The 24197-nt window shown below is 70.7% G+C and carries 25 protein-coding genes; 13 read left to right on the top strand and 12 right to left on the bottom strand.

The features are described from left to right. Position 1: 1 nt before the first annotated feature. Together AVL59_RS39750 and AVL59_RS39745 are read right to left on the bottom strand one after the other, a co-directional pair. The gene (locus AVL59_RS39750) at positions 2 to 1582 is read right to left on the bottom strand and encodes an ABC transporter substrate-binding protein (RefSeq protein ID WP_067318310.1); all 1581 of its coding nucleotides are present in this window, start codon (positions 1580 to 1582) and stop codon (positions 2 to 4) included. A 280-nt stretch (positions 1583 to 1862) separates the two neighbouring features. Continuing rightward, positions 1863 to 3203, bottom strand: coding sequence for a (2,3-dihydroxybenzoyl)adenylate synthase (locus tag AVL59_RS39745; RefSeq protein WP_067314269.1), 1341 nt, complete (start codon positions 3201 to 3203; stop codon positions 1863 to 1865). Between the two features lie 287 nt (positions 3204 to 3490). Between AVL59_RS39745 and AVL59_RS39740 the strand changes: the two genes are divergently transcribed. The 5 genes from AVL59_RS39740 to AVL59_RS39720 all read left to right on the top strand — a co-directional run bounded on the left by AVL59_RS39740 (position 3491) and on the right by AVL59_RS39720 (position 7732). Continuing rightward, the gene (locus AVL59_RS39740; protein WP_067318308.1) at positions 3491 to 3706 is read left to right on the top strand and encodes a hypothetical protein; all 216 of its coding nucleotides are present in this window, start codon (positions 3491 to 3493) and stop codon (positions 3704 to 3706) included. Positions 3707 to 4192: 486 nt separating this feature from the next. Further along, positions 4193 to 4939, top strand: a complete 747-nt coding sequence (gene recO, locus AVL59_RS39735; RefSeq protein ID WP_067314268.1) for a DNA repair protein RecO — start codon at positions 4193 to 4195, stop codon at positions 4937 to 4939. A gap of 20 nt (positions 4940 to 4959) precedes the next feature. Continuing rightward, on the top strand, positions 4960 to 5808 hold the full coding sequence (locus tag AVL59_RS39730) for an isoprenyl transferase (protein WP_067318307.1): 849 nt from the start codon (positions 4960 to 4962) through the stop codon (positions 5806 to 5808). A 40-nt stretch (positions 5809 to 5848) separates the two neighbouring features. Then, a complete protein-coding gene (locus AVL59_RS39725) occupies positions 5849 to 7174 on the top strand; it encodes a histidine-type phosphatase (RefSeq protein ID WP_067314266.1) in 1326 nt (441 codons plus the stop codon). Between the two features lie 24 nt (positions 7175 to 7198). After that, entirely contained in the window at positions 7199 to 7732 is a 534-nt protein-coding gene (locus AVL59_RS39720; RefSeq protein WP_067314265.1) for a YcxB family protein, read from the top strand. Positions 7733 to 7735: 3 nt separating this feature from the next. On the opposite strand, the gene AVL59_RS39715 is transcribed toward AVL59_RS39720, so the two are convergent. From AVL59_RS39715 to AVL59_RS39700, 4 genes are read right to left on the bottom strand one after another with little or no spacing between them, the layout of a single operon-like run. Then, positions 7736 to 8152 (bottom strand): Fur family transcriptional regulator, encoded by a 417-nt coding sequence (locus AVL59_RS39715; protein ID WP_079147217.1) that lies wholly within the window; start codon positions 8150 to 8152, stop codon positions 7736 to 7738. A 60-nt stretch (positions 8153 to 8212) separates the two neighbouring features. Then, positions 8213 to 9115: a metal ABC transporter permease gene (locus tag AVL59_RS39710; protein ID WP_067314263.1), complete on the bottom strand. Its 903-nt coding sequence runs from the start codon at positions 9113 to 9115 to the stop codon at positions 8213 to 8215. Further along, positions 9115 to 9888 carry a metal ABC transporter ATP-binding protein gene (locus tag AVL59_RS39705; protein ID WP_067314261.1) on the bottom strand — a complete coding sequence of 258 codons (774 nt, stop codon included), beginning with the start codon at positions 9886 to 9888 and terminating at the stop codon, positions 9115 to 9117. Before AVL59_RS39705 ends, AVL59_RS39710 begins: the two co-directional genes overlap by 1 nt. A gap of 17 nt (positions 9889 to 9905) precedes the next feature. Continuing rightward, positions 9906 to 10862: a metal ABC transporter substrate-binding protein gene (locus AVL59_RS39700; protein WP_067314260.1), complete on the bottom strand. Its 957-nt coding sequence runs from the start codon at positions 10860 to 10862 to the stop codon at positions 9906 to 9908. Between the two features lie 162 nt (positions 10863 to 11024). Here AVL59_RS39700 and AVL59_RS39695 point away from each other — a divergent pair, with 162 nt between their 5' ends. Next, the gene (locus AVL59_RS39695; protein WP_067314259.1) at positions 11025 to 12407 is read left to right on the top strand and encodes a glycine--tRNA ligase; all 1383 of its coding nucleotides are present in this window, start codon (positions 11025 to 11027) and stop codon (positions 12405 to 12407) included. A gap of 64 nt (positions 12408 to 12471) precedes the next feature. Here AVL59_RS39695 and AVL59_RS39690 read toward each other — a convergent pair whose 3' ends face one another. Then, entirely contained in the window at positions 12472 to 13584 is a 1113-nt protein-coding gene (locus AVL59_RS39690) for an endonuclease/exonuclease/phosphatase family protein (protein WP_067314258.1), read from the bottom strand. A gap of 282 nt (positions 13585 to 13866) precedes the next feature. Here AVL59_RS39690 and AVL59_RS39685 point away from each other — a divergent pair, with 282 nt between their 5' ends. Further along, positions 13867 to 14478, top strand: coding sequence for a LysE family translocator (locus AVL59_RS39685; RefSeq protein ID WP_067314257.1), 612 nt, complete (start codon positions 13867 to 13869; stop codon positions 14476 to 14478). Positions 14479 to 14508: 30 nt separating this feature from the next. Here AVL59_RS39685 and AVL59_RS39680 read toward each other — a convergent pair whose 3' ends face one another. Next, positions 14509 to 15552, bottom strand: a complete 1044-nt coding sequence (locus AVL59_RS39680; protein ID WP_067314256.1) for a chitinase — start codon at positions 15550 to 15552, stop codon at positions 14509 to 14511. 159 nt (positions 15553 to 15711) lie between these two features. Between AVL59_RS39680 and AVL59_RS39675 the strand changes: the two genes are divergently transcribed. Further along, positions 15712 to 16722, top strand: a complete 1011-nt coding sequence (locus tag AVL59_RS39675; protein WP_067318305.1) for an aldo/keto reductase — start codon at positions 15712 to 15714, stop codon at positions 16720 to 16722. Positions 16723 to 16748: 26 nt separating this feature from the next. Further along, a complete protein-coding gene (locus AVL59_RS39670; protein ID WP_067314254.1) occupies positions 16749 to 17348 on the top strand; it encodes a TetR/AcrR family transcriptional regulator in 600 nt (199 codons plus the stop codon). On the opposite strand, the gene AVL59_RS39665 is transcribed toward AVL59_RS39670, so the two are convergent. The 4 genes from AVL59_RS39665 to AVL59_RS39650 form a co-directional block, all read right to left on the bottom strand. Then, positions 17329 to 17733, bottom strand: coding sequence for a hypothetical protein (locus AVL59_RS39665; protein ID WP_067314252.1), 405 nt, complete (start codon positions 17731 to 17733; stop codon positions 17329 to 17331). The genes AVL59_RS39670 and AVL59_RS39665 overlap by 20 nt on opposite strands. A gap of 160 nt (positions 17734 to 17893) precedes the next feature. Next, positions 17894 to 19033: a serine hydrolase domain-containing protein gene (locus AVL59_RS39660; RefSeq protein WP_067314251.1), complete on the bottom strand. Its 1140-nt coding sequence runs from the start codon at positions 19031 to 19033 to the stop codon at positions 17894 to 17896. Between the two features lie 81 nt (positions 19034 to 19114). After that, a complete protein-coding gene (locus AVL59_RS39655) occupies positions 19115 to 19339 on the bottom strand; it encodes a hypothetical protein (protein ID WP_067314249.1) in 225 nt (74 codons plus the stop codon). Between the two features lie 119 nt (positions 19340 to 19458). Beyond that, positions 19459 to 20886, bottom strand: a complete 1428-nt coding sequence (locus AVL59_RS39650; protein ID WP_067314247.1) for an MFS transporter — start codon at positions 20884 to 20886, stop codon at positions 19459 to 19461. 337 nt (positions 20887 to 21223) lie between these two features. Here AVL59_RS39650 and AVL59_RS39645 point away from each other — a divergent pair, with 337 nt between their 5' ends. The 4 genes from AVL59_RS39645 to AVL59_RS39630 all read left to right on the top strand — a co-directional run bounded on the left by AVL59_RS39645 (position 21224) and on the right by AVL59_RS39630 (position 24109). Then, a complete protein-coding gene (locus tag AVL59_RS39645; protein WP_237281798.1) occupies positions 21224 to 21802 on the top strand; it encodes a TetR/AcrR family transcriptional regulator in 579 nt (192 codons plus the stop codon). A gap of 176 nt (positions 21803 to 21978) precedes the next feature. Further along, the gene (locus tag AVL59_RS39640; protein WP_067314245.1) at positions 21979 to 22860 is read left to right on the top strand and encodes an SDR family NAD(P)-dependent oxidoreductase; all 882 of its coding nucleotides are present in this window, start codon (positions 21979 to 21981) and stop codon (positions 22858 to 22860) included. Positions 22861 to 22918: 58 nt separating this feature from the next. Next, positions 22919 to 23212 (top strand): DUF1905 domain-containing protein, encoded by a 294-nt coding sequence (locus tag AVL59_RS39635; RefSeq protein WP_067314243.1) that lies wholly within the window; start codon positions 22919 to 22921, stop codon positions 23210 to 23212. Between the two features lie 75 nt (positions 23213 to 23287). After that, entirely contained in the window at positions 23288 to 24109 is an 822-nt protein-coding gene (locus tag AVL59_RS39630; protein ID WP_067314241.1) for a MerR family transcriptional regulator, read from the top strand. The last annotated feature ends 88 nt before the right edge of the window (positions 24110 to 24197 follow it).

The following is a 24197-nucleotide window of genomic DNA, read 5'->3' as shown; positions in this document are numbered from 1 at the left end:
GCTAGGCCCAGGCGGCCTGGAGCAGGTTGATGCCCGGGTAGGGCTGCGGCCTTATCCCGTCGAGCTCGCGCGGGTCCCAGGCCGTCATCAGCTCGTTGTGCACGACCGGATAGAGCACGGCCTGCTCGGCGACGACGTCGATGTAATCCTGGATCATCGCCTTCTTCTTCCGCGGGTCCGGCTCCCGGGTCGCCCGGTCCATGTCCCGGAAGAGCTGCCCCGCGACCGGGTCGCCGGCCCACCGGGTGTAACCCATCCACAGATTGTCGGGCCCGTAGTTGTAATGCATGATCAGGTCGGCGTCGAGGCCGAACTGATTGGGGTTGGAGGCCGCGGCCACCACCTGGTAGTCCTGCTTCTGGTCCATCTTGGTGAACACGGCCGTGGTCTCCTGCGGAGCCAGGGTCGTCTCCACGCCGATCGCGTCCCAGGAGGACTTGACGGTCGGCAGGCAGTCCACGATCCAGCTGACGTTCACGGCGAGGATCTCGATCTTCAGCCCCTTGACCCCGGCGGCCTTCAGCAGGGCCCTCGCCTTCGCGGGGTCGTGGTCGTAGACCGTCTTGGCCCGTCGGTAGCTGGGGTTGCCCTCGTTCAGGAACGAGGACGCCGGCTTCCCGTGCCCCTTCAGCGCGACCTGCACCATCTTCTCGGTGTCGATCGCGTAGTGCAGCGCCTGCCGCACCCGCACGTCGTCGAAGGGCTTGTGCTTCGTGTTGAACATCAGGAACAGGTTGTTCATCCCGGCGCCGCCCGCGACCTTCAGACCGCCCTGCTCCAGGCGGGCGATGTTGGCGTAGGGGATGTTGTCGGCGATCTGCGCGCCCGCGCCGCTCCCGGAGATCTTCGCCACGCGGGGCGCCGCGTCCACGATCGTCAGCCAGTTCATCCGCTTGAAGGCGGGCCTGCGCGGGCCGTTGTAGGCGGCGAACGCCTCGAAGGTGGTGTTCGACTTCGGGTGGTGCGCGGTCTGCCGGTACGGCCCCGAGCCCACCGCGAACCCCTTGATCGCGTCGTCCCAGGCGCCGGGCCGGGAGAACACGTGCTTCGGCATGATCTTCGCCAGCGTGAGCCGGGCGAGCCCGTCCGGGAACGGGAACCTCAGCACCAGCTCGACGGTCCGCGCGTCGACCTTCCGCGCCTCCTTCAGCCAGCTGACGAAGAAGCCCTTGGCGAGGGTCTGGGTCTTCGGGTCGAGGATCCGGTCGAAGACGAAGACGACGTCGTCGGCGGTGACGGGCTTGCCGTCGTGGAAGGTCGCACCGGAGCGCAGGGTGAACCGCCAGGTCGTGGCGCCCGGGTCCTTGGGTACCTCGGTGGCGAGCGCCGGGTACGGCACCCGGGAGATGGGGTCGGTGTCGAGCAGCCCCTCGTAGATGTGGTTGTTGGCGGCCATGGCGAACGCGGACGCCGTCTGCGTCGGGTCCCAGCTGCCGTCGTTGCCGTAACCGATCACCGCGGTCAGCGTGCGGTCCTTGCCGCTGCCCCCGCTCCCGGTGTCGTTCGTGGACTCCGGACCGGCGGAGCAGCCCGCCAGCGCCGGCGGAAGGACGGCGGCCGCGCCCAGCGCTCCCGTGTACATCAGGAACGAGCGGCGGCGCGGTGCCGGCACGTCGTGGGTCACGTCGTCGCGCACGGTTCCTCCAGCGAGGTCGGGGGGAGGGGGAGGTACGACGTCCTACGTCCGGTCGGTAGCGCGACCATAGGAAAGCCCGTGGGGGCGGTCAAGAGATCACACACGAATGGCGTAGCCGCCACAGGTCGCACCAATGGCGGCATGAAATGCGCGGCGAGCAGGGCAAGTTGACGCAGGTGGACCGGACCGGAGCGGGCCTCTGCGCTCTCCGGTCACCTTCCCTGATCTAGTCGCCGCCTGCGCTGACGACGTCCTCGATGCGGCCCTCGACCACCAGGTTGCCGTCGGGGGTGAGCCGGGCGAGGTCGCCGGTGCGGTGGAAGCCGTCGGGTGTGAACGCCCGGGCGTTGCGCTCGGGGGACCGGTAGTAGCCGCGCGGGGTGTACGGACCGCGGACGAGGAGCGCGCCGGCCTGCCCCGCCGGCGCGTCGATGCGGATCTCGTCGGCCGGCGAGACCGGGCGCCCCTGGGTCGTCAGGACCACGTCGTCCGGGTCGTCCAGCCGGGTGACGGTGAGCAGCCCTTCGGCCGTGCCGAACACCTGCTGCAGCCGGCAGCCGAAGCCGGGTTCGACGCGTGCGGCCAGGCCGGGGTCGAGACGGGCGCCGCCGGTCTGCATCACCCGCAGGCTGCCCAGGCCGGCCTCGGAGCCGTCGAAGGCGTCCAGCCACAGGGCAGCGACGGCGGGCACCACCGACGTGACGGTCACCTTCTCTTCCTCGATCGTCCGCAAGACGGTGTCCGGCGTCGGATCGTCGATCAGGACCACGGTGCCGCCCACGGCGAGCGTGCCGAGGATGCCGGGGCAGCCCAAGGTGAGGTTGAACTCCGCGGGCAGGGCTGCCAGATAGACGTCCTCGGACCCGAGGGCGAGCGGCTCGGCGGTGGCGCGGAGCTGGTAGGCGTAGTCGTCGTGGGTGCGGCCGATCAGCTCCGGCAGTGCCGTGGTGCCGCCGGACAGCAGGAAGAACGCCACGTCGGAGGCGTCGGTGTGCGGGTCCCGTACGGGTGCCTCGTCGACGGTGTGTAGCGGGAAGGCCAGGCAGCCGCCCGGCAGCACGGAGAAGCCGCCGGCCTGCGTGCCGGGTGCGACGAGGGTGAAGATCCGCCGCAGCGACGTCGACTCGGCGGCGATCCGGGCGGCCATGGCGGCGTGGTCGAAGCCGCGGTGCACGGCCGGGCCGATGTAGCCGACAGACTCGGTCGCGGCGACCAGGTGGGCGATCTCCGTGTCGCGATGGGCGGTCGGGGAGAGCACCGGGATCGCCCCGGCCCGCATCAGCGCGAACACCGCGATGACGAACTCGGGGGTGTTGGGCAGCTGCACCACCACCCGTCTGCCGGGCTCGACGCCCCGCAGCCGCAGGCCCGCGGCCATGCGGCTGACCCGGCGGTTCAGCAGGGCGTACGTCAGCCGGGTGCCGCCGTGCACGAGCGCAGTGCGGGGGCCGTGCGCGGCAGCCCAGTCGTGCAGGAGGCCGGGCAGCGTACGGCCCCGCCAGTAGCCGGCCCGGCGGTACGCGGCGGCGGTGTCCTCGGGCCAGGGGGTGAAGCCGTCGAGCGGCACGGGCCGTACCTTCTTCCAGCGCGGTGGCGGGGCGGAGGATCTCGTCGCGCTTCAACATATTGTTGACGGGGTGATTCCGTAAAGTGATTTCATGTTTCCGCTATACGGAAGCCCATCATGCATGCGCTCCACCGAAGAACGGTGAGCAGGCAGGGGGCGGCGAGCCCGATGGGAACAGAGAGCCCGTCGGGAACGCAGACTCCGGCCGAGTGTAGGCACGCTGGGCCACCAGTGGCATGCGAAGCGTGAAATTGCCGGGGGCAGGGGAGCCACGGGAGGTGGACGCGATGAAACTCCCGGTCGGCTCCTGCGCCGTCGACACCCGCACCGGACGCCTCGGCATCGTCATGGGGTACGAAGGTCCGTATGTGCAGCTGCGGCCGTACGGTGGCGGCCGGGAGTGGGACGCGAGACCGGAAGCCGTCCGCCGGGCCACCCCTGCCGAGAAGCTGAGCGCGGCGACGGCCCACGCCAACGCCCGCAGCCGGGGCGAGGTGCCCTGAAAACGGGCCCGCGCCCCTGGGAAGCGGCCCGGGCGGGCAGAATGGAGCCATGAGTCTGTTCCGCGACGACGGCATCGTGCCGCGCACCCGCGAGGGTCGGCTGTGAGTCTTTTCCGGGATGACGGTGTCGTCCTGCGGACCCAGAAACTGGGCGAGGCGGACCGGATCATGCTGTGTTGTCCCGGGGGCCAACCCCCGGACCCCCGGCCCATGGGAAGCGGGGGTCGGCTGTGAGTCTTTTCCGGGACGATGGTGTCGTCCTGCGGACCCAGAAACTGGGCGAGGCGGACCGGATCATGCTGTGTTGTCCCGGGGGCCAACCCCCGGACCCCCGGCCCATGGGAAGCGGGGGTCGGCTGTGAGTCTTTTCCGGGACGATGGTGTCGTCCTGCGGACCCAGAAACTGGGCGAGGCGGACCGGATCATGCTGTGTTGTCCCGGGGGCCAACCCCCGGACCCCCGGCCCATGGGAAGCGGGGGTCGGCTGTGAGCCTCTTCCGGGACGATGGTGTCGTCCTGCGGACCCAGAAACTGGGCGAGGCGGACCGGATCATCACGCTGCTCACTCGTGGGCACGGGCGGGTGCGGGCCGTGGCTCGTGGGGTGCGGCGGACCAAGTCGAAGTTCGGGGCCCGGCTGGAGCCGTTCTCCCACGTCGACGTGCAGTTCTTCGCGCGGGGCAGCGAGCTGGTCGGGCGCGGGCTGCCGCTGTGCACACAGAGTGAGACCATCGCCGCGTACGGCGGCGGGATCGTGACCGACTACGCCCGGTACACCGCCGGCACGGCCATGCTGGAGACCGCCGAGCGGTTCACCGACCACGAGGGCGAGCCGGCCGTACAGCAGTACCTGCTGCTGGTCGGCGCCCTGCGCACCCTCGCCCGCGGTGAGCACGCCCCGCACCTCGTCCTGGACGCCTTCCTGCTGCGCTCCCTCGCCGTCAACGGCTACGCCCCCAGCTTCGGCGACTGCGCCCGGTGCGGGATGCCCGGACCCAACCGCTTCTTCTCGGTCGCCTCCGGCGGCTCCGTCTGCGTCGACTGCCGGGTGCCGGGCAGTGTCGTACCCTCCCCGCAGACCCTGGTACTGCTCGGCGCGCTGCTTACGGGAGACTGGGAGACGGCGGACGCGTGCGAGGCGCGCTACGTCCGCGAGGGCAGCGGGCTGGTGTCCGCCTACCTGCACTGGCATCTGGAGCGCGGGCTGCGCTCGCTCCGGTACGTGGAAAAGTGATCAAGGGAGACGAGAAGCACATGGTCGTACGCGGGATCCTGGGACGCCAGCGGCGCGAGCACAAGGCGCCGGAGCCGCACCCGTCCGGTGCCCGCGCGCCGAAGCTCCCGGGCGAGCTGGTACCGAACCACGTGGCGATCGTCATGGACGGCAACGGCCGCTGGGCCAAGGAGCGCGGGCTGCCGCGCACCGAGGGCCACAAGGTCGGCGCCGAGCGCGTGCTCGACGTGCTCCAGGGCTCCATCGAGATCGGCGTGCGCAACATCTCCCTGTACGCCTTCTCCACCGAGAACTGGAAGCGCTCGCCCGACGAGGTCCGCTTCCTGATGAACTTCAACCGCGACTTCATCCGCAAGACCCGCGACCAGCTCGACGAACTCGGCATCCGGGTGCGCTGGGTGGGCCGCATGCCCAAGCTGTGGAAGTCGGTCGCCAAGGAACTCCAGATCGCCCAGGAGCAGACCAAGGGCAACGACCTGCTCACCCTCTACTTCTGCATGAACTACGGCGGCCGCGCCGAGATCGCCGACGCCGCCAAGGCCCTGGCCGAGGACGTGAAGGCGGGCCGCCTCGACCCGTCGAAGGTCAACGAGAAGACCCTCGCGAAGTACCTGTACTACCCGGACATGCCGGACGTCGACCTGTTCCTGCGCCCCAGCGGCGAGCAGCGCACCTCCAACTACCTGCTCTGGCAGAGCGCGTACGCCGAGATGGTCTTCCAGGACGTGCTGTGGCCCGACTTCGACCGCCGCGACCTGTGGCGGGCGTGCGTCGAGTTCGCCTCCCGCGACCGCCGCTTCGGCGGGGCGGTGCCGAACGAGGAACTCCTCGCCATGGAGGCCGCGATGAAGGGTGACGCCACCTCGTAGCCACCGGCGGTTCACGCGGGCCGCCGAGGATGCGGGACTCATGAGACGTCTCACACCTGTCCTCGCCCTCGGCGCCCTGCTGCTCACCGCGCTGCCGGCGCACGCCGCCGACGCTCTCGCCCACCGGGACTCCTACGGCACCAAGGCGCCCTACGCGCCCGGGCAGAACCCGCGCACCTACCAGCGGCCCCCGGCCGGCTTCACCCCCGTCTTCACCGAGAACGTCTCCCGGCACGGCTCCCGCGCCGCCACCGGCAGCGAGGACGGCGATCTGATCCTCGCCCTGTGGGACAAGGCCGAGGCGGAAGGCCAACTCACCGCGAGGGGCGAGGAGTTCGGGCCGCAAGTCCGTGCCCTGCTGGACGCCATGGCCAAGGTCGGGTACGGCAACCTCAGCGGGCGCGGCAAGGAGGAGCTCCGGGACACGGCCGTGCGTCTGCAGCGGCGGCTGCCGTCCCTGTTCGAGCGGATCGCCTCCGACGGCGAGAAGATCGACGTCGTCAGCTCCGGCCAGGGCCGGGCCGTGGACAGCGGCACCGCGTTCGCGGGGGCGCTCGCCGACGCCGACCCGGCGCTGAAGCCGCTGATCGGTCCGGCCCGCACCGACAAGGACCTGCTGTACTTCCACAAGGCGGCGGGCGGTGCCGCGTACCGCGACTACATAGCGCACGACCAGCGTCTCGCGGACACGCTGAAGTCGGTCACCGACCGGCCCAGGACGCACCAGGCCGCCGCCGGCGTCCTGCGCGGGATCTTCAAGGACGCCTTCGTCGAGCAGATCACCGACCAGGTCCCCGCCGCCCAGGCCGTCTACAACCTGTACGCCATCGCACCCGCCATGAGCGAGGAGAGCCCCGACGGGCAGGGGTGGGGCATGGAGCGGTACATATCCCGCTCCGACGCGGCCTGGTTCGGGTACCTGAGTGACGCCGAGGACTTCTACGAGAAGGGCCCCGGCTTCTCCGACAGCGACATCACCTACAAGATGGCCGGCGTCCTCCTGGACGACTTCTTCGAGCAGGCCGAGGCCAAACGGGACGGGACCAGCGACCTGGGCGCCGAGCTCCGCTTCACCCACGCCGAGGAGATCATCCCGCTGGCGGCGCTGATGGGCCTGCCGGGAAGCACCGAACCGGCGACGCCGGGGGAGCCGTACACGTACGCGGACAACTCCTGGCGGGGCGCCTCGGTGGCCCCCCTGGGCGTGAACATCCAGTGGGACGTCTTCCAGAAGGGCGACCGCTACCTGGTCCGGATGCTCTACAACGAGAAGGAGACGGCCTTCAGGGCCGGCTGCCGTCCGATCGCGAAGGGCAGCACGTTCTACGACCTGGACGAACTGGAGCGCTGCTTCGGGCGTGGCTGAAAACTGCCGGTACGATCCCGCCTCATGGTCATGGACATGGGGCGGGACGCCGAGCGGGGCACGGTCGAGCTGGCATTTCAGCCGGTCGCGGGGGATTTCGCGGGGGCACTGCGGGAGCGCAAGCGGTTCAACCGGACGGGGCGGATCCGGAGGGCGGCCCTGATCCTGCTGGCCGTCGCCTGGGTGCTGAGCGCGGGGGTCGCGCTGTCCGGGGGAGACCGCGACTGGTTCCTGCTGATCTACCTGCCGCTGCTCACGGGACTGCTGTTCCTGGTGCCCCGGTTGCAGGCCCGCCAGCTCATGAAGGTCGCCGTACGCAACGGGGTGCACCACGTGACCGTCACGGATGCCGGGATATCGATGACCACCGACAACAGCACGGCGTCGGTCAACTGGACCGCCCAGCCGTGCTACCGGGAGACCAAGGACGCCTTCTTCACCTTCAGCGACGACAAGAACGCCACCTGCTTCAGCGTGCTGCCCAAGCGTGGCCTGCGGAACCCCGCCGACGCGGACAGGCTGCGGGAGATCCTCCAGCGCAACCTGACCCGGGCCTGAGCGTCAGTTCCCGGCGGAGGCGCACTCCGCGCACGTACCGAAGATCTCCACGGTGTGCGCCACGTTGACATACCCGTGCTCCGCGGCGATCGCCTCGGCCCACTTCTCCACGGCCGGACCCTCCACCTCCACGGCCTTGCCGCAGCCGCGGCAGACCAGGTGGTGGTGGTGTTCGCCGGACGAGCAGCGGCGGTAGACCGACTCGCCCTCGGAGGTGCGCAGGACGTCGACCTCGCCGGCGTCGGCGAGGGACTGCAGGGTGCGGTACACGGTGGTGAGACCGACCGAGTCGCCCTTGTGCTTGAGCATGTCGTGCAGTTCCTGCGCGCTGCGGAACTCGTCGACCTCGTCGAGGGCCGCCGCCACGGCGGCACGCTGCCGGGTGGAGCGGCCCTTCACGGGCGGTCCAGCGGTCGTCACCGTTGCCTCCTCACGTCTGGCGTCTGCCCGGGCCATTGTGCCAGCCCCGGCTGTCGGCGGTCAGACGCCGATCTCGTCCCCGGCTCTCCGCGTGGCCGGAATCGCGCACTCCGCCGGGTCCCCGGCCGGGTGCGCGACGGCCGCGGCACGGGCGCGTCGACGCGCCACCGGCGTGGCCAGCGCCGTCAGCGCGACGAACGCGGCGATGGTCAGCAGGACGATCGTCGCACCGGGCGGAACGTCCTGGTAGTAGGAGGTGATCGTGCCGCTGACGGTCACCGCGACGCCGATTGCGACGGCGATCACGAAGGTCGCCGTGAAGCTGCGGGTGAGCTGCTGCGCGGCCGCCACCGGCACCACCATCAGCGCGGACACCAGCAGCAGACCGACCACGCGCATGGCGACGGTCACGGTCAGCGCCGCCGTCACCGCCGTCAGGAGGTTGAGCGCGCGCACCGGCAGGCCCGTGACCCGGGCGAACTCCTCGTCCTGGCTGACCGCGAACAGCTGGCGGCGCAGGCCGAGGGTGACCAGCACCACGAACGCGGCCAGCAGACAGATCGAGACGACGTCCGACTGCGAGACCGTCGACAGCGAGCCGAACAGGTACGTCGTCAGGTTCGCGTTGGAGCCCGTCGGCGCCAGGTTGATGAACATCACGCCGCCGGCCATACCGCCGTAGAAGAGCATGGCGAGGGCGATGTCGCCGCGGGTCTTGCCGTACCAGCGGATCAGCTCCATCAGGACCGCGCCGAGCACGGAGACGGCGGTCGCCATCCACACCGGGGAGGTGGAGAGCAGGAAGCCCAGGCCGACACCCGTCATCGCCACGTGTCCGATGCCGTCGCCCATCAGGGCCTGGCGGCGCTGGACCAGGTAGATGCCGACGGCGGGGGCGGTGATGCCGACCAGGACGGCGGCGAGCAGCGCCCGCTGCATGAAGGCGTAGTTCAGGAAGTCCATCAGCTCAGCAGTCCCGTGCGGATCGGTTCGGCGCCCGCGGGTGCGTGCGGGTGTACGTGGTCGTGGCCGGGCAGGGCGTGCTGGCCGACGGCGCGCGGGGGCGGGCCGTCGTGCAGGACACAGCCGTCCCGGAGGACGACCGCCCGGTCGATCAGGGGCTCCAGGGGGCCCAGTTCGTGCAGCACGAGCAGGACCGTCGTGCCCCGCTCGACCTGTTCGCGCAGCGTCTGCGCGAGGATCTCCTGGCTGGCCAGGTCGACGCCCGCCATCGGCTCGTCCATGATCAGCAGTTCGGGCTCGGCGACCAGGGCGCGGGCGATCAGCACCCGCTGGTGCTGGCCGCCGGAAAGGGCGTCCACCGAGTCCTTGGCCCGTTCGGCCATGCCGACCAGCTCCAGGGCCCGCCGCACGGCCTCACGGTCGGCCTTGCGGAAGACGCCGAAGCGGGTGCGGGAGAGCCGGCCCGAGGAGACGATCTCGGTGACCGTCGCCGGGACGCCGCCCGCGGCCGTGGTCCGCTGCGGTACGTAGCCCACGCGCGACCAGTCGCCGAAGGCGCGGCGCGGGGTGCCGAACAGCTCGATCGTGCCGCCGCTCGCCGGGACCTGGCCGATGATCGTGCGGATCGCCGTGGACTTGCCGGAGCCGTTGGCGCCGAGCAGCGCGACGACCTCGCCGCGCCCCACGGTCAGGTCGATGCCGCGCAGCACGGGACGCGCGCCGAGCTCGGCGGTGACGCCGCGCAGGGCTATGACGGGCGGCTCGCTGCTCATCTGGTCTCCTTTGCCGGTCACTTGGCGCCCAGCGCCTGCTGGAGCGCCTTGAGGTTGGCCTCTTGGACGGAGAAGTAGTCCTTGCCGCGGGACTTGGCCGTGATGCCCTCGATCGGGTCCAGTACGTCCGTCTTCAGATCCGCGTCGCGCGCGATGGTCTTCGCGGTCTTGTCGCTGACGAGCGTCTCGTAGAAGACGGTGGAGACGCCGTCGGCCTTGGCCATCTTCTCCAGGTCCTTGACCCGGGCCGCGCTCGGCTCGGAGTCGGGGTCGAGGCCGTTGATGGCCTCCTCGGTGAGGCCGTAGCGCTCGGCGAGGTAGCCGAAGGCGGCGTGCGTGGTGACGAAGACCTTGGTCCTCGTGTGCGCCAGGCCTTCCTCGAACCGGGTGTTCAGCTCGTTCAGCTGCCTGACCAGGGCCGCGGTGTTCTTCTTGTAGTCGGCCGCGTGCTCGGGGTCGGCCTTCTCGAAGGCCTTGCCGACGCCCTCGGCGACCTGGGCGTAGCGCACCGGGTCGAGCCAGATGTGCGGGTCCTTGCCGGCGGACTCCTCGCCCGTGTGCGTGTCGTGCGCGGCCGCGTGGCCGCCGACCTCGTTGCCGTGCTGCTCCAGCGTGGTCAGGGCGGCCGCGTCGATCTTCGTCCTGACCGGGGACTGGGCCACCGCGTCGTCGACGGAGGGCTGGAGGTTCTTCAGGTACAGGACCGCGTCGGAGTCCTGGATCATGGCGATCTGCTTCGGGCTGATCTCCAGGTCGTGCGGCTCCTGGCCGGGGGAGGTCAGGGGGGTGACGTGAACGTGGGCGCCGCCGATCCGCTCGGCGAGGAAGGCCATCGGGTAGAACGACGCGACGACGTCGAACTTACCGGTGTTGGCCGCGGCGGTGTCACTGGAGCAGGCGGTGAGGGAGCCGAGCCCGAGGGCAGTGACCGCGGTCGCCGCGGCCGCGGGTATGAGCTGTCGTCGTACGTTCATGACAGTCATTTTCAACAAATATGGAAACCGTTGTCAACAAGGCCTTGGGGGAGGCCGTGAACAGGGGGCCGATTTGGCCGTGGGGGAGCCTGCGCCGGTAACCTGAATCATTCGCTGGAAGCATCTCGCTTCAACGCCCGTCGTCGTAATGAAGAGAGCACCGTGGCCGCCGACAAGATCGACACCATCGTCAGCCTGAGCAAGCGCCGTGGCTTCGTTTTCCCGTGCAGTGAGATCTACGGCGGACAGCGTGCCGCCTGGGACTACGGACCGCTGGGTGTCGAGCTCAAGGAGAACATCAAGCGTCAGTGGTGGCGCTACATGGTGACGTCGCGCGAGGACGTCGTCGGTATCGACTCCTCCGTCATCCTGGCCTCCGAGGTCTGGGTCGCATCCGGCCACGTCGCCACCTTCACGGACCCGCTGACCGAGTGCACCGCGTGTCACAAGCGGTTCCGCGCCGACCACCTGGAAGAGGCGTACGAGGAGAAGAAGGGCAAGGCCCCGGAGAACGGCCTGGCCGACATCAACTGCCCGAACTGCGGCAACAAGGGTCAGTTCACCGAGCCCAAGCAGTTCTCGGGTCTGCTCTCCACCCACCTCGGCCCGACCCAGGACTCCGGCTCCGTCGCCTACCTGCGCCCCGAGACCGCCCAGGGCATCTTCACCAACTTCGCCCAGGTCCAGACCACCTCGCGCCGCAAGCCGCCGTTCGGCATCGCGCAGATGGGCAAGTCCTTCCGCAACGAGATCACGCCCGGCAACTTCATCTTCCGCACCCGCGAGTTCGAGCAGATGGAGATGGAGTTCTTCGTCAAGCCGGGCGAGGACGAGAAGTGGCAGGAGTACTGGATGGAGCAGCGCTGGAACTGGTACACCGGCCTCGGCCTGCGTACTGAGAACATGCGCTGGTACGAGCACCCGAAGGAGAAGCTCTCCCACTACTCCAAGCGCACCGCCGACATCGAGTACCGCTTCCAGTTCGGCGGCAGCGAGTGGGGCGAGCTGGAGGGTGTCGCGAACCGGACGGACTACGACCTGGGTGCGCACTCGAAGGCCTCGGGCCAGGACCTGTCGTACTTCGACCAGGAGGCCGGCGAGCGCTGGACGCCGTACGTCATCGAGCCCGCGGCCGGTGTCGGCCGCACCATGCTGGCCTTCCTCCTCGACGCCTACGTCGAGGACGAGGCGCCGAACGCCAAGGGCAAGATGGAGAAGCGGACGGTGCTGCGCCTCGACCACCGTCTGGCTCCGGTGAAGGTGGCGGTTCTGCCGCTGTCCCGCAACCCCGAGCTGTCCCCGAAGGCCAAGGGCCTCGCCCAGGCGCTGCGCCAGCACTGGAACATCGAGTTCGACGACGCCGGCGCCATCGGCCGCCGCTACCGCCGCCAGGACGAGATCGGTACGCCGTACTGCGTGACCGTCGACTTCGACACGCTCGAGGACAACGCCGTCACCGTCCGCGAGCGTGACTCGATGAAGCAGGAGCGCGTGTCGCTGGACCAGATCGAGGGGTACCTCGCCAGCCGCCTGCTGGGCTGCTGAGGTCCGAAGTCCCGGTTCTCCGTCCACCCCCACCCGACCAGGTCGGGTGGGGGTGGACGTGCTTTCACAGGTCCAGGTCCACGTACAGCGCCGCGTGGTCGGATGCCTCGTTGAGTTTGGACGTCACCGTGTCGAAGGACTTGATGCCGTCCGCGTGGATCCCGCGGGTCTCCAGGCCCACGTGCTGAACCTCGTGCCAAAGCGGCGGAGGGAGCAGCAGGTAGTCGAGCTTGTCCTCGGACGAGGCGCATGTCCCGTGGGTGCCGGGCTCGCCGTGGTAGACGCGGTGACTCATCACATCGCGCAGACCGGCGTCCACCAGCTCCGCGACCGCTTCGCTCCCCGGGTCGTCGTTGAGGTCCCCGGCGACCATGACGTGCGGGGTGCGCTCCGCCGCCGCCCGGTAGATCTCCGCGACCCGCTTGGCCTGGGCCAGCCTGAGGTCCGGGTCGTCCTGGAACTTGCTCTTGAGGTGGTTGCCGAGGATCACCAGCGGCGATCCGTCGAGCTGGATCTCGAACTCGGGGCAGTCACGGCTGAACAGCCGGTCGGCGGGTTGGTCCGGGTCGGTGTCGAAGATGTGGGACCGGACGGACGTGATCGGGTGCCGGCTGAGGATCCCGATGTCGATGCCCCGGGCATCGTTGCCGTCGACCAGCAGGTTGTACGGGTACGGCCGTCTGCCCAGCGCCCCGGCCAGGACGTGTGTGTTGAAGCGTTCCAGAGTGAGCCGGTCCTCGACCTCCACGGTCAGCAGGATGTCGGCGTCGACCTCCGCGACCACCCGGCCGGTGTTCCGCACCACGCTCATGTCGAGGTCGTCCTGCCCGAGTTCGGCCCAGCCGGTCCATGAGGCGCGGCCGCCCGCCTTGATCTCGATGTGGGGGTTGTCCGCGGGGCCGGACGTCTCGAAGAGTCCCGAGTGCCTGCCCGGGCGGGACTGGTTGACGAAGATCGGCGGCGGGTTCTCCGGGTCGATGGCGTACGCCCGGTACCTCTTGATCAGCCGGACGATCTCCTTCTTGTCATCGTCCGTGTACGTCGCAAGGTCGAGGAGGGCGACCAACTTGTCGAAGTCGTCGAGGATTTCCCGCCGCTTCGCCGGCTCCGTGACGCGGAAGGCCGTGGGCCGGCGGAAGAGGTTCTCCATGTTGAAGGTGGCGATCCGGATGCTCATGGCGACTCCTTGGCGGCGCGGGAGCACCGCACGGCCGACGGCGGGCGCCGCCTCGGTGACCGCTCGCCGACAGTCCCATTCTCCGAGCACCGCCGAACCGTGTCCAACGGAGCGAAGCGACGGCGCCGGTTGTCGGCGTGGGTCTGCGGGGCCGGTCACCTCGCCGGTTCCCGCCGGAAATTGGCCCGGAAATTGGCTCGGAAATTGGTCCGGAAATTGGTCTCCCATGACGGCCCGGGATTGGCCCTGTCCGGTCGGTGTCCGGGGCGCCAGGGTGGCCTCATGAGCCTCGCCTTCCTCCTGACCACCCTCGTCATGGTCGTCACCCCGGGCACCGGCGTCGTCTACACCCTCGCCGCCGCCCTCTCCCACGGGCGCCGCGCCGGTGTCGTCGCCGCCTTCGCCTGCACGCTCGGGATCGTCCCGCACGTCCTCGCCACCGTCACCGGACTCGCCGCGCTCCTGAACGCGAGCGCCACCGCGTTCCAGGTCCTCAAGTACGCCGGTGTGGCCTATCTGCTGCACATGGCGTGGGCCACGCTGCGGGACAAGAAGGCGATCGCCGTGGAGCAGGACGGCGGACCGGACCCGGCGGCGCGGGTGATCGCCCGAGGCGTGCTGATCAACCTGCTCAACCCCAAGCTGACCATCTTCTTCTTCGCCTTCCTGCCCCAGTTCGTGAACCCCGGCGAGCCGCACGCGCTCCCGCGCATGCTGGGGCTGAGCGGCGTCTTCATGCTGCTGACCTTCGTCGTCTTCGCCCTGTACGGCGTCCTCGCCGCCTCCGTGCGCAGCCATGTCACCTCCCGGCCGAGGGTCATGGCCTGGCTGCGGCGGACCTTCGCGGGATCCTTCCTCGCGCTCGGCGCCAAGCTCGCCCTCACGGCCAGGTAGCGGCTGCCGGAGCCGGTGGGGGCGGAGTGCTCAGCGGCCCTGAAGCGCCTTCACGTTGTCGCCGAAGGTCCAGTTCTTCGAGCCGTCCCAGTTGATCGACCAGGTCATCAGGCCCTTGACCGCGCCGCCGTAGTGCTGCCAGGCCTGGGAGACCAGGGACGGGGACATGTAGCCGCCGCCCGCGCCCGGCTGCGCCGGCAGGCCGGGCACCTGCTTGTCGTAGGGCACCTTGACCGTCGTGCCCTGCACCACCAGGCCCTTGTTCAGACAGTCGGTCTGTGCGGTGAAGCCGGCCACGGTGCCCGCGGAGTAGGAGTCGCCGGAGCAGCCGTACATGCTGCCGTTGTAGTACTGCATGTTCAGCCACCACAGCCGGCCGTTGTCCGCGTACTTCTTGACGACGGGCAGATACGCGCCCCAGATCGAGCCGTAGGTGATGCTGCCGCCGGTGACGTACGCGGTCTCGGGGGCCATCGTCAGGCCGAAGCCCGACGGCATCCGCGCGAGGATGCCGTCGATGATGCGGATCAAGTTGGCCTGGGACGTGGACAGTTGGCTGATGTCGCCGCTGCCCGTCAGACCGGTCTCGATGTCGATGTCGATGCCGTCGAAGTTGTACTTCTTCAGGATCGGGACGATGGTCGCGACGAACCGGTCGGCCACGGCGGAGGAGTTCAGGTCGATACCGGCCGCCGCGCCTCCGATGGAGAGCAGGATCGTCCGGCCGGCCGCCTTGGCCGCGCACATCTCGGCGGGCGTGGCCACCTTCACGCCGCTGTCCATGCCGTCCTCCCACAGTGCCGTGCCGTCCGAGCGGATGACCGGGAAGGCCGCGTCGATCACGTTGTAGCCGTGTGCGGGGATGCGGGAGTCGGTGATCGGGGTCCAGCCGAAGGGCGGGTGGACGCCGTTCGCGGAGCCGTCCCAGTTCTCCCAGTAGCCCTGGAGCACCTTGCCGGCCGGGCGCGACTTCACGGCGCAGGTGTCGGCGGCGGAGGCGGTGGGGGCGGTGGCGATCGCCAGGGGGGCGAGGACGGCCGCCGTGAGCGCGGCGGTGAGCAGACGTCTGACCATGCGAGGCCTCCCGGTGGGGGTGCGGTGAGGTGTCGTAGGCATGACAGTGCTCGTGGTCCAGACCTCTCGTCAATAGGTCTGGACCAATTGGCATCGCGAATGACAGAGTTGAAATGACAGATATTGAAATCTGTCAGCTGTCATGGCAGGGTGGACGGCATGACGATGCGAACCCGAAAGCTCGGAACCACCGGACCCCAGGTCTCCGCCCTCGGCCTCGGCTGCATGGGCATGTCCTCGATGTACGGCGACGCCGACCGCGCCGAGTCCATAGCGACCGTCCACGCCGCCCTGGAAGCGGGCGTGACCCTGCTGGACACCGGCGACTTCTACGCCATGGGCCACAACGAGATGCTGATCGGCGAGGCCCTGCGCACCGCGCCCGCCGCCCGCCGCGAACAGGCGCTGGTCAGCGTGAAGTTCGGCGCCCTGCGCGGCCCGGACGGCGACTGGAACGGCTTCGACGGCCGTCCCACCGCCGTGAAGAACTTCGCCGCCTACTCCCTCCAGCGCCTCGGCGTCGACCACATCGACGTCTACCGGATCGCCCGCCTCGACCCGGCCGTACCGATCGAGGAGACCGTCGGCGCGATCGCCGAGCTGATCGAGAAGGGGTACGTCCGGCACGTCGGCCTGAGCGAGGTCGGCGCCGAGACCATCCGCCGGGCCGCGGCCACGGCGCCCGTCGCGGACGTCCAGATCGAGTACGCGCTCATCTCCCGCGGTATCGAGCGGGAGATCCTGCCGACCACCCGCGAGCTGGGCATCTCCATCACCGCCTACGGCGTGCTCGCCCGCGGCCTGATCTCCGGCCACTTCTCCCGCGACCGGCGGCTGGCCGCGGACGACTGGCGCGCCCACACGCCCCGCTTCCAGGGCGACAACCTCCGGCACAACCTGAACCTGGTCGACGCGCTGCGGAAGATCGCCGAGCAGAAGGGCGTCTCCGTCGCCCAGATCGCCATCGCCTGGGTGCTCTCCCGCGGCGAGGACATCGTGCCGCTGATCGGCGCCCGCACCCGCGACCGGCTCACCGAGTCGCTCGGCGCCCTGGACGTGACCCTGGACGAGGCCGACCTGGCGGCCGTCGAGGAGGCCGTCCCGGCGGACGCGGCGGCGGGCGACCGCTACCCGGCCGCGCAGATGGCACACCTGGACAGCGAACGCTGATCCCGGCTGCCGGTACGGTCTAGAGCATGGCACCGACCAGCGAGACCCTGACCGCCGAGCGCATCCTCGAAGCGACCGAGGAGGTGCTGCGCCGCCACGGCCCGGCCAAGGCCACCGTGGTCGACGTGGCCCGCGCGCTGGGTGTCAGTCATGGCAGCGTCTACCGGCACTTCCGCACCAAGGCCGCCCTGCGCGAGGCCGTCACCAAGCGCTGGCTGGACCGGACGTCGCACATGCTCGCCGGCATCGTCGCCGCCGAGGAGGGCGCCCCGGAGACCCGGCTGCGGGACTGGCTCGCCGCGCTGTTCGAGGCCAAGCGGCACAAGGCGGGCGACGATCCCGAACTGTTCGCGACCTACACGGTGCTGGCCGACGAGATGGGCACGGTGGTCGGCGAGCACCTTGCCGATCTGACCGGACAGCTGACCCGGATCATCGCGGACGGGGCCGGGTCGGGCACCTTCGCGGTGCCCGACCCGGCCGCCGCGGCCCGGGCCGTCTTCCAGGCCACCGGCCGTTTCCACGACCCCGGCTACGCCCGGGAGTGGACCCGCCCCGGCGTCGAGGAGGAGTTCACGGCCGTCGTGGACCTGCTGCTACGGGGACTCAGCTCACCTTCACGGTGACGGTGGGCGAGTAGACCTTTCCGGACATGGTCGCGCTCGCGACCCTCAGCTTCTCGGTGCCCTTCGTGTTGAGCTGTGCGGAGAGGGCGTACAGGCTGCCGTTCTTGACCTTGGCGGTGGCCTTCATGGGGATCCACGTGCCGGACTTCTCGTGCTGGAGCACCAGCGGGGAGCCGACTTTCAGGCCCTTGGTGAGCCCGGTGAACGTCACCGTGTCACCGGCCGTCACCGAGGTCTTGGAGGCCATGACGCTGATCGAGGCCGTGGTGCTCGCGGGGCCGGCCGCGTGGCCGGCGGCGAAGGCTCCGGCCGTCCCGCCGGAGAGCAGGGCCACGGACAGGGCAGCGGCGCCGAGCGCACGGCCGCAGCGGAGTACGGAGGTCATGTGTGTCTCCCGTCCTGTCGCTCGATGGACCCTCCCAGGGTGGTGCCGACTCCCGGAAGCGGCCACTCGAACGAGGCCGCAACAGCCTCCTGTTCCGGTAGAAGCCGCAGGTCGGCACGGGTGAGCGAGTCTCGGCCCGCGCACCCGTTCCTGGCCGCCCCTACGCCGTGACCCGCCAGAAGTCCCGCATCAGGGGCGTCGGCGTCGGATCGGCCATGGCCACCTGGGTGAGCAGCAGCGCGACCGTGCCGGTGGCCGGGACGAGATGCGCGGTGGTGCCGGTGCCGCCGACCCAGCCGTAGCGGCCGGGCACGTTCCAGGGCTCGGCCGGGGTGACATCGACCTGGGCGCCGTAGCCCCAGCCCTGGCCCCCCAGGAAGAGTCGGCCGATCTCCCGCTGGCGGGCGCTGAGATGGTTGCTGGTCATCCGGCTCACCGAGGTGGGCGACAGCAGGCGGCGGCCGTTCGCCTCGCCGGCGCCCAGCAGCATGCGGGCGAACGCCAGCCAGTCGTCCGCCGTCGAGACGAGACCCCCGCCGCCCGACGGGAAGGCGGGCAGCCGGCTCCACTCGCCGTCGGGGGTGTCCGCGACCTCCAACGTGCCGTCGGGGCCCGGCCGGTAGCTGGTCGTGAACCGGTCCCGGCGGTCGGCCGGCACCTCGAACGCCGTGTCCTTCATGCCGAGCGGTTCGAAGACCCGCTCGGCCAGGAACTCCGGGAGGGTACGGCCCGAGGCCCGCGCGACCAGCACACCCTGGAGGTCGGAGGAGGTGCCGTAGAGCCAGGCCTCGCCCGGCTGGTACAGCAGCGGCACTTGGGCCAGCCCGGCCAGCCAGACGTCCGGCGCCGGGTAGGCCTGCGGATACCGGCCGTCCTTCTGCACCGCGAACAGGGCCTGTACCGCCGGCAGTGAGAAGTCCGAGGGGAAGCCCCAGCCGGTCCGGGAGGAGAGCAGGTCCTCGACCGTGATCGGGCGGGCCGCCGGCACCAGATCGTCCAGCGGGCCGGACGGCGTCCGTACGGCCATCGGCTTCGCCAGCTCCGGCAGCCACGTGTCCACCGGATCGTCGAGGCCGGCCAGGCCCTCCTCCACCAGCATCAGCACCGCCGCCGCGGTCACCGGCTTGGTGATCGAGGCGATCCGGAACAGTGAGTCGCGGGCCATCGGGGCCGAGCCGTCGGCGTCCACGTGGCCGACGGTCACCACCTCGACGTCGTCCCCGCGGGCGAGAAGGGCCACCGCGCCCGGCACGGCTCGGTCCGCCACGTACCGGCGCAGGGTCTCATGCAGAGCGGTCATCGTCCTCGGCACCTTCCGGTCGACCGTCGTCGTGCTCCCTACGACCCCTGTTGCCGCCGGAAGTCATCGGCCGGGCCGCACTCAGCGGGACGGCTGCCGGGCACCGGCCGGATCCACCGTCGCCTGGTGGGCCTCGGCCAGATGCTCCTCCGCCTTGAGCCAGGGCAGGAACTGGGCCCCCTTGCGCCAGCCGCAGGTGTCGCATCTGATCGTGCGCTGTACACCCGTGCGCTGCACCCGGACCACATGCTCGCGGCCGTGCTGGTCCCAGCGGCTGACCTTGCTCGTGCTGTTGTCCTGCGGCATGACGCCTCACTCCTCCTGAAGTCCCGCACACGCCGACCGCAAGGAGTGTGCAGCAGGACCAATATCAACAGGGAGTGGTTCACTGCGTGTTGGCCAAGCCGTGCCCTTGGCTCCTCGGGTCAGCCGACCGTGCGGGGCAGCCGCAGGCTGAGCAGCCCGGTCAGCACGATCCCCGCCAGCTGCGCCAGCAGCGTGATGACCAGGGCGTCGCGCATGCCCTGGTGCGGGACGAGGGAGAGGAAGAGGGTGCCGAGGGTGGCCACGCCCAGGGCGAGCGCGGACTGCTGGGTGGTGACCATCACACCGCTGCCGACGCCTGCCCGGGCCGGCGGCACCTCGGACATCACGATCCGCATCAGATTGGGGAGTTGGAGCGCCTGCCCGGCCCCGGCGACGGCGGCGCCCGGCAGCAGCGAGCCGAAGCCCAGGTGCGGCCACTCGCGCCAGACGGCCAGGACGATCAGCAGGATGCCCACGCCCTGCAGGACGGACCCGACGGCGATCACCCGGGTGCCGTAGCGGGCGATCAGCCGCGGTCCGGCGAGGGACGTGAAGAGAAACGCCACGGCCATCGGCGCGAGGGCGAGCCCCGCGGGCACCGGCCCGAGTCCGGCGCCCCGCTGCAGCACCAGCGCGATGACGAACATGAATCCGCTGAAGCCGATCGAGAACGGCAGTATCAGCACCAGCCCCCGCCGCAGCGAGGCCACCGCGAACAGGCTCGGCGGCACCAGCGGAGTCCGGCCCTGCCGGTCCGCCCGCCGCTCCACCGCGTAGAACGCGCCCGCCACGAAGGGGAACGCGGCCAGCGACAGCCAGGTCCACAGCGGCCAGCCCGCCGCGCGGCCCTCGGTGAGCGGGACGAGCAGCGTCAGCAGGGACGCCGCGAGCAGGACCGTGCCGGGCCCGTCGACGGGTTCCGGGTGCTGCGAGCGGGTCTCCGGCACGTACCGCACGGCCAGCACCAGCCCCAGCAGGACGACCGGCACATTGACGAGGAAGATCGCCCGCCATCCGCTGCCGGCCACATCGGCGGCGACGAGCACGCCGCCCAGGATCTGCCCCGCCACCATGGACAGCCCGGCCGTCGCGCCGTACAGGCTCATGGCCCGGGCCCGGCGGGTGCCGCTCGTGGCGGCCTGGATGGTGGCGAGCACCTGCGGCAGCATGGCCGCGGCCGACGCCCCCTGCGCGATCCGGGCCGCGACCAGGCTCCAGGCACCCGGGGCCAGCCCGCAGGCCAGCGAGGTCAGCCCGAAGGCGGCCATGCCGCCGAGGAACAGCCGTCGCCGCCCGAACAGGTCCCCGAGCCGCCCGCCGAGCACGAGCAGTACGGCGTAGGCGACGCCGTACCCGGCCACCACCAGCTCCAGCACGGCCTCGCCCGCGGCGAGATCGGTGCCGATGGCCGGCAGGGCGACATTGACGATGAAGAAGTCGACCAGCGGCAGCGCCGCGGCCAGCAGAACGGTGAACAGCCCCGGCCCGCTCAGCGCGGGCGCCGCCACCGGGGCACGCACGGCGGGAGTCGAAACGATCTGTGTCATGCCCCCGAGCCTGCGCCCGCCCTCAGACTGGTACCAGAGTGTTCTGATCCTGGTAGGAGAACTACCCGGAAACAGGCTCCCGTTGGGCCGCGCGGGAGCCGGGCACCCGCGTCGGGGCGGGCCGTGTCGACGTCCGGACCCGTGTCCCGCTCGATCCCCGGTTTCCCGATCCGCAAGGCGCGGCCGCCCTTGCCGTCGTGGATCCGCCCGGCCTCCCACCCCCGGCCTTCCCGGAAGCCTTCCGCACGGGAACGTCCGATTCCGCAGGCCGTCGCTTCGAGCCCGCCCGCCGTCGGGGAGCATCGGGCCCTGACCAGCCGCCCCGTATGCTGGGCCCGTGACACCGAAGGGCGAGCAGGGGCCGGCGCTGCGAGCGGACGCCGCACGCAATCGTGCCCGGGTGTTGCAGGTCGCCCGCGAGCAACTGGCCGCCGGTGACGACTCACTTCAGCTGAACACCATCGCCCGGCTCGCCGGCGTGGGCGTGGGAACCGTGTACCGGCACTTCCCCAGCCGCCACGCGCTGTGGGAAGCGCTGTCGGCCGAGCGCTTCCGGGAGCTGGTCGACGAGGCCCAGGTCGCGGCCGACGACGAGGACGCCCTCGCGGGATTGCACCGCCTGCTGCGGTTCACCCTCACGCACGCGCTGGAGGACACCGGGTTCGCCGCCGTGCTCGAATCGGCCAGCGACACCGATGCGCGGACCTCGGCGCTGAAGGCCGAGCTCGACCGGGCCGTCGCGCACCTGCTCGACCGCGCCCGCCGGGTCCGCGCCATCCGGCGCGACATCGAGGCCGGCGACCTGCGCCGCCTGCTGTGCGGCATCGAGCACGCCGTGCGCTCCGGCGGCAGCGGCCCGACGCGCACCGACATCTACCTCGACGTCCTCATCGAAGGCCTGCGCCCGCCGCGCTGACGGCGGTTCGGCGACCGGCACGAGCGACACCGGAACACCGGGCAGCGCCCCTACCCCCGCCACCTCCCCGAACCGGATAGTAATCCGGTTGTGCTAGCGTGCCCGCATCGAAACGGATTGCTATCCGATTAGCTGTCCGATCTCATCGACGAGGCATGCCGACGGAGGGCAGACCCATGGAGCAGCGGGCGGTAGTGACGGCGGGGACCGGGGGCATCGGACTGGAGACCGCGAGGGGACTGGCGGCGCGTGGGCTCGCCGTCACCGTGGTCGGCCGAGACGCCGGACGCGGCGCCCGCGCGGTCGAGCGGATCGGCGAGGTCGCGACCGGGGGCGAGCCGCGGTTCATGGCGGCCGACCTCGCCTCGCTCGACGAGGTCCGGGCGCTCGCCGCCCGGCTGGCGGCCGAGGGGCCGCTGAAGATTCTGGTCAACAACGTGGGTGCGATGTTCGCGGACCGGCAGCGGACCGTCGACGGGATCGAGGCCACGTTCGCCGTCAACCACCTCTCGCCGTACCTGCTGACCGAGCTGCTGCTCGACCGGCTCGTGGCCGGCGGGCCGAGCCGGATCGTGAACGTCACCTCCGGTGCGGTCCGGCTCGCCAAGCGCACCTTCGACACCGTCGAACCGCCCGGCGGCTACTACGGCTTCCACTGGTACGGCCGGGCCAAGCTCGCCAACCTCGCCTACACCCTGGACCTGGCCGAGCGTCTGCGCGGCAGCGGCATCACGGTCTTCGCGGCCGACCCCGGCGGCGCGGCGACCGACATGACCAACGGCACCATGACCTCGCCCAGGATCGTCTCCCCGGTGCTGCGCCTGATGTGGCCGCTGGTCCGGCGGAAGTTCGAACGCTCGACCGCCGGCCCGGCGTCCGTGGCCGCCCGCTCGTCCGTCGCCGCCGCCACCGACGCCTCACTCGACGGGCGGACCGGCCTGTTCATCGGCCCCGAGGCCGTCCCCGTCCCCGTCTTCCCCGCAAGCACCGACCGCCGGACGGTGGACGACGTGCTCCGGCTCAGCCGGCAGCTGGCTCCTGTCGGGGACGGCCGGTGAGTGAGGTTTGAGCCGATAGAGTCCACGGTCGGCCGTCCCGAACAAGGAGATCGACGTCATGGAACTCGTCTTTTCCGGTCAGGTGATCGAATGGCGCGGCCCGTCACCGTACTTCTTCGTTCCCGTGCCGGAGGAGGAGTCCGCGGACATCCGTGAGGTGGCCACGATGGCCAGCTACGGCTGGGGCGTGATCCCGGTCCAGGCCCGGATCGGCGAGGTGAGCTTCCGGACGTCGCTCTTCCCCAAGGAGGGCGGTTACCTGCTGCCGCTCAAGACCGCTGTGCGGGGGCCGCAGGGGCTGTCGGCCGGCGACGATGTGACGGTGGAGATGACCGTCCGTCTCCAGACGTGACGGGCACGCGTCGCTCGCGGCCCCGCGGGGCTTCTTGACCCTCACACCGTGTCAGGCGGTCAGCTCGGAGACATCATGTTCACCATCGGAGACTTCGCCCGGCTCGGCCGCGTCTCGGTCCGGATGCTGCGTCACTACGACGCGACCGGCCTGCTGCGGCCCGCCCATGTCGACCCCGTCAGCGGCTACCGCCACTACACCGCCGCCCAGCTCGCCCGCCTCAACCGGATCATCGCGCTCAAGGACCTCGGATTCACCCTCCGGCAGGTCCGGGACATCGTGGACGAGATGGTCGGCGCCGAGGAACTGCGCGGCATGCTGCGGCTGCGGCGGGCCGAACTGGAGACCGCCATGGCGGCCGCGGGGGCACGGCTGGTCCAGGTCGAGGCGAGGCTCCGAGCGATCGAGAGCGAGGGGCACATGCCCACGAACGACGTCGTCATCAAGAACGTCCCCGCCGTGCGGGTGGCCGAGCTGACCGCGACCGCCGCGAGTTTCGGGCCCGAGGACATCGGCCCGGTCATCGGGCCGCTCTACGACGAGCTGTTCCGGCGCCTGGACTCGGCGGGCATCACCCCCACCGGCCCCGGCGTCGCCTACTACGAGGACGCCCCGGAGGGCGGCGGCAGGATCAGCGTCCACGCCGCCGTCCAGGTGTCCGCCCCTCTGCGGGAGGGCACCCTCCGGATTCTCGACCTGCCGTCCCTCGACGAGGCGGCGACCATCGTGCACCACGGTTCGATGGACACCGTGCTTCCCACCGCCCAGACCCTGGACCGCTGGATCGACGCCAACGGCTACCGGTCGGCCGGATACCCCCGCGAGATCAATCTGGAGTGCCCCCAGAACCGCGACGACTGGGTGACGGAACTGCAGGCACCGGTGACCCGGGGCTGATCGATCGCGCCGCTGCCCGGCCTCGTCCCGAGAGCCGGTAAACGGGTAGTCGAGTCCCCGCATCCTGGTACCAGAACCACCTGGAAAC

The organism is Streptomyces griseochromogenes (genome assembly GCF_001542625.1).
Classification (GTDB): domain Bacteria; phylum Actinomycetota; class Actinomycetes; order Streptomycetales; family Streptomycetaceae; genus Streptomyces; species Streptomyces griseochromogenes.
Note: the sequence above shows the minus strand (reverse complement) of the source record. Positions and strands in the feature narration are given on the sequence as shown.